This is a genomic window from Micromonospora sp. RTP1Z1, assembly GCF_033804685.1.
GTDB lineage: Bacteria > Actinomycetota > Actinomycetes > Mycobacteriales > Micromonosporaceae > Micromonospora.
This window is the reverse complement of record NZ_JAPFQV010000078.1, coordinates 20,860-28,834: the sequence shown is the minus strand read 5'-3', so window position 1 is coordinate 28,834 and position 7,975 is coordinate 20,860. Positions and strand designations below refer to the sequence as shown.

General features: G+C 72.3%; 9 protein-coding genes. 5 read left to right on the top strand and 4 right to left on the bottom strand.

Annotated elements, in window-relative coordinates; all coding sequences use genetic code 11:
- The coding region (locus tag SLP03_RS27975; RefSeq protein ID WP_319463632.1) for a hypothetical protein at positions 1-1,641 on the bottom strand (1,641 nt) is incomplete at its 3' end.
- Positions 1,642-1,653: 12 nt separating this feature from the next.
- On the opposite strand from SLP03_RS27975, the gene SLP03_RS27970 reads away from it, so the two are divergent.
- Positions 1,654-1,797, top strand: a complete 144-nt coding sequence (locus tag SLP03_RS27970) for a hypothetical protein (protein ID WP_319463631.1) — start codon at positions 1,654-1,656, stop codon at positions 1,795-1,797.
- Positions 1,798-1,809: 12 nt separating this feature from the next.
- On the opposite strand, the gene SLP03_RS27965 is transcribed toward SLP03_RS27970, so the two are convergent.
- The gene (locus SLP03_RS27965) at positions 1,810-3,006 is read right to left on the bottom strand and encodes an acyl-CoA dehydrogenase family protein (RefSeq protein WP_319463630.1); all 1,197 of its coding nucleotides are present in this window, start codon (positions 3,004-3,006) and stop codon (positions 1,810-1,812) included.
- 179 nt (positions 3,007-3,185) lie between these two features.
- Between SLP03_RS27965 and SLP03_RS27960 the strand changes: the two genes are divergently transcribed.
- Positions 3,186-3,605 carry a DUF4190 domain-containing protein gene (locus tag SLP03_RS27960; protein WP_319463629.1) on the top strand — a complete coding sequence of 140 codons (420 nt, stop codon included), beginning with the start codon at positions 3,186-3,188 and terminating at the stop codon, positions 3,603-3,605.
- Positions 3,606-3,612: 7 nt separating this feature from the next.
- On the opposite strand, the gene SLP03_RS27955 is transcribed toward SLP03_RS27960, so the two are convergent.
- Positions 3,613-4,503: an SDR family NAD(P)-dependent oxidoreductase gene (locus tag SLP03_RS27955; RefSeq protein ID WP_319463628.1), complete on the bottom strand. Its 891-nt coding sequence runs from the start codon at positions 4,501-4,503 to the stop codon at positions 3,613-3,615.
- 119 nt (positions 4,504-4,622) lie between these two features.
- Here SLP03_RS27955 and SLP03_RS27950 point away from each other — a divergent pair, with 119 nt between their 5' ends.
- On the top strand, positions 4,623-5,147 hold the full coding sequence (locus SLP03_RS27950) for a DUF4190 domain-containing protein (RefSeq protein WP_319463627.1): 525 nt from the start codon (positions 4,623-4,625) through the stop codon (positions 5,145-5,147).
- 63 nt (positions 5,148-5,210) lie between these two features.
- Here the strand turns inward: SLP03_RS27950 and SLP03_RS27945 are convergent, their stop codons facing one another.
- Positions 5,211-6,167, bottom strand: a complete 957-nt coding sequence (locus tag SLP03_RS27945) for a CoA ester lyase (RefSeq protein WP_319463626.1) — start codon at positions 6,165-6,167, stop codon at positions 5,211-5,213.
- A 127-nt stretch (positions 6,168-6,294) separates the two neighbouring features.
- On the opposite strand from SLP03_RS27945, the gene SLP03_RS27940 reads away from it, so the two are divergent.
- Complete coding sequence (locus SLP03_RS27940; protein WP_319463625.1) at positions 6,295-7,119, top strand: SDR family NAD(P)-dependent oxidoreductase; 825 nt, start codon at positions 6,295-6,297, stop codon at positions 7,117-7,119.
- Positions 7,120-7,168: 49 nt separating this feature from the next.
- Positions 7,169-7,951, top strand: a complete 783-nt coding sequence (locus tag SLP03_RS27935) for a GNAT family N-acetyltransferase (RefSeq protein WP_319463624.1) — start codon at positions 7,169-7,171, stop codon at positions 7,949-7,951.
- Positions 7,952-7,975 lie beyond the last annotated feature (24 nt).

The following is a 7,975-nucleotide window of genomic DNA, read 5'->3' as shown; positions in this document are numbered from 1 at the left end:
GTGGGGCGGGGGGCGGGGGCCCACCGGCCCGACGGCGGTGCAGCGGTCCCATCCCGGGCAGTCGAACATGTCGTCGAAGTCGAGCAGCGCCAGCTCCGCTCCGGTCGGCATGCCGGGGCGGCGCGGCCCGTCCACCGCGGCCAGGTCGGCCCGCTCGCAGTGAGCGCTCATGCACCAACCCACCGACACGGTGCCTTCGGACGGGGACCGGAAGGCGACGACCGGTCGACCGGCCCCGTCCGTGCCGACCGTCAGTCTCCTCGGCCGCCAGCTCCCCTCGCGCTCGTGGAGCGAGCCCCGCACGATCCCGAAGCTGGTGACCTTCGGATTCGCGCAGAGGACGTCCGCGCACCGCACCAGCTTCAACTCGACGTGCCGGGCCTCGTCCGGGACGCCGTCGCCGCGCGGGCCGACCTCCGTTCCGCTGGCGATGAGGATCTCCCCGGTCGGGGCGAGCGCGATCGCGCCGGCCCCGGTTCCCCGCAGAGCGGACGGTGCGCCCGGACTCCGCCGGCAGACCCGTCGCGCGTCGCACTGCTCCAGCCCGTGCTGACCGAGGGCGAAGACCGAACCGTCGGGCGCGAAGGCGGCCCCCCCGAGCGGCTCGTACATCAGCACCGAAAGTTCGGTCCGGCGCCGCGTCCGGCACTGGTCGTCGAGGCAGTCCTCGATCGCCTGCTGGCCGACCAGCACCGGGCCGCGGCCGTCGGGCCAGCCCACCGCGATCATCTGGTGCGGCCGGGGCATCGACCGGACGGTGAGCTGCGGTAGCCGCTCGGACGCGACCAGGCCACCGGCGAGGGCCGTGGGGAGGAGAAGAGCGGCGAGGCCCAGGAGCACCGCGTACCCCTGGATCCGGCCCCACGTGGTCCGGCCGGGACCGTCGCCTCCGGCCTCGCCGCCGTCATTGCCGGCGGGGAGGGGCACGGCCGCCGGCAGGCGCGGCTCGGGGAGATTCTGATACGCGGCCACGAGGGTCGACGCCTGGAGGGCCGCCACCCCGACCAGGGCCGCATCCCGCAGCAACCAGACGACGACACCCGCGAGCCGACCGTCGACGAGGTCCTCTGGTCGCCTGAAGAGCCAGCCGAGGAGCTGGGCCGGCGCGGCGACCCCGAACAGAAGCAGGATGGCAAGGCTCACCACGTGCGTGCGCACGGCGGCGAAGGCGGTCCGGAAGGCCTCCCTTCCCCGTACGCCCTCGAAGACGGCGATGGGCGGCACGAGGGCGAGCGGGACCAGGGTGGCGCCGACGGGAAGAGCGACCAGCGCGACGACGACCCAGATCGCGTCGGTGGCGACCGGCAGGACGAGCCCGACCAGGAGGAAGGCGACGAGCACCACCGCGATGGCGGCCAGCAGGGCGGCGCAGACGGTGGGTAGCGGCCGCAGCGCCTCCCGCAGCGGCCGGTCGGAGCTGCGGAGCGCCAACACCCCAGCCGTCACCGCCCACGTCCACGCCACGGCGACGACCAGGACCTCCATCGCATCGGCGGGCGGCAGGACGAGAACGCCGTTGATCACCCGGGCCGGATCGGTGCCGGGGAACGGCAGCAGCCGCCAGATCGTCTGGAGCAACGACAGGGGTACGAGCACCAGCAGGATCGGGTGCAGCACGGAACGGCGGAACGGGGTGGGCACCGGCGTACGGTAATGGCCGGGCGGCTGCTCCGCTGCCCCCTCGGCGACGAGCCGCCGCTCGCCGCGATCGACCACTTCCGGACGCGCCCGGAGGTGCTGGCGGTCGGGCTGCCGGTCACCGCGCCGGGGCCGGCCCTCGGGCCGGCCGGCGGGTGACCGGCGCCCCGGTCAGAGCTTGTACTCCTTGAGCAGGCCGCGGGAGATGATCGTCTTCTGAATCTCCGAGGTGCCCTCGCCGATGAGCAGGAACGGGGCCTCCCGCATCAACCGCTCGATCTCGTACTCCTTGGAGTAGCCGTAGCCGCCGTGGATGCGGAAGGCCTCCTGAACGACCTCGGCGCAGTACTCGGAGGCGAGCAGCTTGGCCATGCCGGCCTCGACGTCGTTGCGCTGTCCGGCGTCCTTGAGCCGGGCGGCGTTGACCATGAGCGAGTGCGCGGCCTCGATCTTGGTGCCCATCTCGGCGAGCTTGAACGCGATGGCCTGGTGCTTGGCGAGCGGCTGGCCGAAGGTCTTCCGCTGCTGGGCGTACACGACGGCCAGCTCGAAGGCGCGGATGGAGATGCCGCAGGCGCGGGCGGCCACGTTGACCCGGCCGACCTCGATGCCGTCCATCATCTGGTAGAAGCCGCGGCCCGCCTTGTCGGCGCCGCCGAGGACCGCCGTCTCCGGGACGGTCACCCCGTCGAGGACCATCTCGGTGGTCTCGACGCCCTTGTAGCCCATCTTGTCGATCTTGCCGGGGATGGTCAGGCCGGGGGCGGTCTCGCCGAAGCCGGGCTCCTTCTCCAGCAGGAAGGTGCTCATGTTGCCGTAGACGGAGTCGGCGCCGGTGTCGGTCTTGACCAGGGTGGCCACCACCGAGGAGTACGCCCCGTTGGTCAGCCACATCTTCTGGCCGTTGATGACGTACCGGTCGCCCTCACGGACGGCCCTGGACCCGATCGCCGCGACGTCCGAACCGCAACCCGGTTCTGACATCGAGAAGGCGCCGCGCACCTCGCCGGTGGCCATCTTCGGCAGCAGCCGGGCCTTCTGCTCGGCGGAGCCGTGCTGGGAGATCAGGTACGCCACGATGAAGTGGGTGTTGACGATGCCGGAGATCGACATCCAGCCCCGGGAGAGCTCCTCGACCACCAGGGCGTACGTCAGCAGGGACTCGCCGAGCCCGCCGTACTCCTCGTCGATGGTGAGCCCGAAGAGCCCCATCTCGCGCATCCCGTCGAGGATGTCGGTCGGGTACTCGTCGGCGTGCTCCAGCCGCTGGGCGTGCGGAATGATCTCCTTGTCGGCGAACTCCCGGACGGTTTCCAGGATCGACCGCTGCACATCGGTCAGGCCGGGCGTCTGGGCGAGTCGGGCCATGTCAGCCTCCGGGGGATCGGCGCATTACTCGTGGGTAACTGAACGCTCGGTCAGTATCGGTCCCGCGACCGACGAGGCCAAGGTGACCAGTCCACACAACCGCTGTGAAAAGGTTCACCGCTGCGGGTAGCGTCCGCAAGAGAGAAGACCGTTGGCTGCGACGGAGGGGGCGAGCGAGGGTGAGCCAACCACCACCCGGAGACCCGGACCAGCCCCCTTCGCCGTACGAGCCGCCCTCCTACAGCCAGCCGCCCCACCACGACCCGTACGGGCAGCAGCCGCAGTGGGGGCAGCAGCCGCCGTACGCGCCACAGCCGCCCTACGCCCAGTACGGCCCGCCGCCAGGCGGGGGCGGCGGCGGCACGAACGTGATGGCGATCCTGTCGCTGGTCTTCGCCTTCGTCTTCGCCCCGGCCGGGATCGTCCTCGGCCACCTGGCCAAGCGGCAGATCCGGCAGACCGGCGAGGAGGGCCTCCAGCTCGCCACCTGGGGCCTGGTGCTCAGCTACGTCTTCACCGCGATCGGGCTGCTCGCCTGCTGCGGCTGGATCGCCGTGGCCATCTGGGCGAACTCCGACAGCGGCGGCTCCTACGGCTGAGCCGGCCTCAGCGGAACTCCGCCTCGCGGACGCTGTTGCCACCGTCGACGACGAGCATCTGTCCGGTGATGTACGAGGCGGCCGGCGAGCAGAGGAAGGCGATCGCCGCGGCCACCTCGTCCGGCATGCCCGGGCGACCGACCGGGGTGCCGAGCCCCTGCTTGATCTCGGCCATCGTCGACGCGGCCGTGTAGATGGTGCCGGGGGCGACCGCGTTGACGGTCACCCCGTCGGCGATCATCTCCATCGCCAGCGCCCGGGTCAGCCCGACCACGCCCGCCTTCGCCGCCGCGTACGCGGCCTCGGTGGGCAGCGCGTTGACCGCGCCGGAGGTCGCCGCCAGGTTGACGATCCGACCCCAGCCGCGCTCGGCCATCCCACTGATGAACGCCCGGCTGCACAGGAACGCGGTGGTCAGGTTCCGGTCGATCTCGCCGCGCCACTCCTCGTAGCTGAGCTGAGCCACCGGCCGCAGCACCTCGGGGCTGGCCCGGCTGGCCAGGCCGGCGTTGTTGACCAGCACCTCAACGTCACCGAGCTGCTCGGCCACCGCGTCGGCGAGCGCACCCACCTCCGACTCGTCGGTCAGGTCCGCCACGAAGCCGGTCACGCCCAGCTCGCCAGCCCGCTCGTGGATCCGCCGGGTGGTGGAGACGATCGCCACCCGGGCGCCCAGGTCGGCCAGCCGGCGGGCGGAGGCATAGCCGATGCCGTCCGGGCTGCCCGCCCCAGTGACCAGGGCGACCCGGCCGTCGAGCCGCATGGTGACCGGCTCGGCGAGGGGCGCCGGCTGGTCCTGGTCGGCGGAGCCCGCTGGAGCGGTGCCGCGGCCGCGCCGGACCAGGCCCGGACGGCTCACGTCCCGTCTCGGTCGGCCGCCACGCGCGTCAAGTGCCATGCCGAGATCCTGCCCGCTGTGACCCGCCCGGGCAACGCGGCACCCGGAAAGAGGGTGCTCGGTTTTGGGTGGGGCTGGCTACCCTGACGGCGCACCCGCAGCCAACGGAGATGAACCTGATGAGCTATCCCCCACCGACCGGCGGTTGGCACGACCCGTCCGTGCCCGGCCAGCAGTCGACCCCGCCGGCCGACCCGACCCTTCCGATGGGCGGGCAGATCCCCACCCAACCGACCCCCGCCCACCCGTACGCCCCGACCAACCCGTACGCCGGGACGCCGGGCGGGCAGCCCACGGCCGACCCGTACGCCGCGGCCGGCTACCCGCCGCCGGCCTACCCGGGGTACGGCTACCCGGGGTACGGCTACCCGGCCGCCGCGAAGACCAACACCATGGCCATCGTGGCGCTGGTGCTCTCGCTGGTCGGCATCGCCTCCTGCATCACCGCGCCGGTCGGCGCGATCCTCGGCCACGTGGCCCGCAAGCAGATCCGCGAGACCGGCGAGCAGGGCGAGGGGATGGCCAAGGCCGCCATCATCGTCGGCTGGATCCTCACCGGCCTGCTGGTGCTGGTGATCGCCTTCTACGTCGTGGTGATCGCGCTGGCGATCTCCAACGGCAACACGAGCAGCAGCAGCTTCTGACGAGGGAAGGGCCGTCCCGGCCGGCCCGGACGGCCCTCGCTGCCGCGGCCGGGCGGCCTCAGGTCACTCGGACGGCGGGGTGAAGCTCGACGTACGGCTCATTCCGGCCGCGCGCCCCTTGGCGGCGATCACCAGGGCCATCTTGCGGGACGCCTCGTCGATCATCTCGTCGCCGAGCATCACCGCACCGAGCCTGCCGCCCGCCTCCGAGGTGTAGTGCTCGTACGCGTCGAGGATCAGCTCCGCGTGGTCGTAGTCGGCCTGGGCGGGGGAGTAGACCTCGTTGGCGGCGTCGAGCTGGCCCGGGTGCAGCACCCACTTGCCGTCGAAGCCGAGCGCCGCCGACCGCTTGGCCACCTCGCGGAACGCGTCGACGTCCCGGATCTGCAGGAACGGGCCGTCGATGGCCTGCTTGTCGTGCATCCGGGCGGCCATCAGGATCCGCATCAGGATGTAGTGATAGGGGTCGCCCGGGTAGTCCGGGATCAGCGCGCCGACCACCAGGGACTTCATGTTGATCGAGGCCATGAAGTCGGCCGGCCCGAAGATGATGGTCTCCACCCGGGGCGAGGCGGCCGCGATCGCGTCGACGTTGACCAGACCGGCCGCGTTCTCGATCTGCGCCTCGATGCCGATCCGGCCGACCTCCAGGCCGAGCGTCCGCTCGATCTGGGTCAGCGTCAGGTCCAGCCACTGCACCTGGGCGGCGTTCTGCACCTTCGGCAGCATGATGCAGTCCAGGTTCGCCCCGGCGCCCTCGACCACCTCGATGACGTCCCGGTAGGTCCACGGCGTGGTCAGGTCGTTGACCCGGACCACCCGGGTCTTGCCGACCCAGTCGCCCTCGTTCAGGGCGGCGACGATGTTCTTCCGGGCGTCCGGCTTGGCCAGCGGGGCGACCGCGTCCTCCAGGTCCAGGAAGACCTGGTCGGCCGGCAGGCCCTGGGCCTTGCCGAGCATCTTGACGCTGGAACCGGGTACCGCGAGGCAGGACCGGCGGGGGCGACCGACAGCGGCCATGGATGGGCTCCTTCCAGCGTCCGGCGGGCACGCCGACGCCAATGAATGAAAAGCCGAGAACTTAACAATCCCAAAGGGCGTGGTGACGTCACGGTAACCTCGTGCCGTGACCGGGGTGAATGGACCTGTGGAAGATCTCACTGAGCGTCGGACCGTGGTGGTGACGGGCGCCAGCTCCGGCATCGGGCTGGCCGCCGCCGTCGACCTGGCCCGCCGGGGCGATCGGGTGGTGCTGGTCGGTCGCGACCCTGCCCGGTTGCAGTCGGCCGGGGACCGGGTCCGCGAGTTCTGCGGGGAGCGGCCGGAGCTGTTCCGCGCCGACTTCGCCGTCCTCGACGACGTCCGCCGGCTCGCCGAGAAGCTGCGCGCGGCGTACGACCGGATCGACGTGCTGGCCAACAACGCCGGCGCGATCGTGCTCCAGCCGATCACCACTGTGGACGGCTTCGAGCTGACCATGCAGGCCAACCATCTGGCGCCGTTCCTGCTCAGCAACCTGCTCGCCGACCGGGTCGGGCGGATGGTGGTCACCGCCTCCGGCGCGCACCGCAGCGGGGCGCTCGACCCGGACGACCTCAACGCCGCGCTGCGCCGCTACCGCCCGATGCGGGCGTACGGGACCAGCAAGCAGGCGAACATCCTCTTCACCGCCGAGGCGGCCCGGCGCTGGCCCGACCTGCCGGCGTACGCGTTCCACCCGGGGGTGGTGCGGACCCGGTTCGGCAACGACAGCCGGCTGGTCGCGCTGGGCATGCGACTGCTGCCGTTCCGCAGCCCGGAGAAGGGCGCGGAGACCCTGGTCTGGCTGGCCAACCAGGACCCGTCCCGGCTGGTCGACGGCGGCTACTACCACGACCGGCGGCCCCGCCGGCCACTGTCGAAGGCGGCCGATCCGAAGCTCGCCGCCCGGCTCTGGACGGCCAGCGCGAAGGCCGTGGGCATCGACGGGTGACGGGTTTTCCGGTGTCGGGTCGATCCGTCCCGCTGCGATACTCCGCCGCATGACGACGGGGAATCACGCGGGTGCGCGGAGCACCGACGCCGGCCGGCCGGCCACGGACACCGGAATCGGCGTGCCGGCCGTGGAGCTGCGGGTGGGCGGCGAGGACGCGGAGCTGTCGGCCCGGCTCGAACGAGAGCTGACCGCGTTCAACAACGCGGCGACCGGCGCGGACGACGAGGCCGACCTGTCGGTGCGGGCGGTCGACACCGACGGGGACCTGGTCGGCGGGCTGATTGGCTGGACCTGGGGCGGCCGGGCCGGGATCAACATAGTGTGGGTGCGGGACGACCGGCGGCGCGAGGGCTGGGGCGGGCGGCTGCTGCGGGCCGCCGAGGAGGAGGCCCGGCGGCGCGGCTGCACGGAGATCTCCGTGTCGTCCTTCTCGTTCCAGGCGCCCGGCTTCTACCGGCGGCACGGCTACTCCGACACCGGGATCCGGGACGGCATCCCGGGCGGGCACGTCGACCATCATTTCTGGAAGCCGCTGGTCGAGAACCCGGCCGCCGTCGTGCGCCTGGTCGCGCTGGTCGAGTTCGGCACCGACGCGGTCGAGGCCGGCCAGCGGTACGAGGACCAGGTGCTCGCCCTGCTCGGGCGGCACGGCGGACGGCTGGAGCGGCGGCTGCGTGCCGACGACGGGCGGAGCGAGGCGCACGTCATCCGGTTCACCACCCGGGCCGGCTACGAGTCGTTCCTGGTCGACCCGGAACGGGCCGCGTTGCGCGTCGGGCTCGGCGAGGCCGCACCGGTCACCCGGGTGCTGGAGGTCCACGAGGTCTGAGCGACCTCTCCCCCTCACAGTTTC

Bases quoted from the DNA above. Each gene is read 5' to 3' on its own strand.
- SLP03_RS27970 (WP_319463631.1), top strand. From the start codon at position 1,654: ATGGCCGGGCGGCTGCTCCGCTGCCCCCTCGGCGACGAGCCGCCGCTC.
- SLP03_RS27965 (WP_319463630.1), bottom strand. From the start codon at position 3,006: ATGGCCCGACTCGCCCAGACGCCCGGCCTGACCGATGTGCAGCGGTCG.
- SLP03_RS27955 (WP_319463628.1), bottom strand. From the start codon at position 4,503: ATGGCACTTGACGCGCGTGGCGGCCGACCGAGACGGGACGTGAGCCGT.
- SLP03_RS27950 (WP_319463627.1), top strand. From the start codon at position 4,623: ATGAGCTATCCCCCACCGACCGGCGGTTGGCACGACCCGTCCGTGCCC.
- SLP03_RS27945 (WP_319463626.1), bottom strand. From the start codon at position 6,167: ATGGCCGCTGTCGGTCGCCCCCGCCGGTCCTGCCTCGCGGTACCCGGT.
- SLP03_RS27935 (WP_319463624.1), top strand. From the start codon at position 7,169: ATGACGACGGGGAATCACGCGGGTGCGCGGAGCACCGACGCCGGCCGG.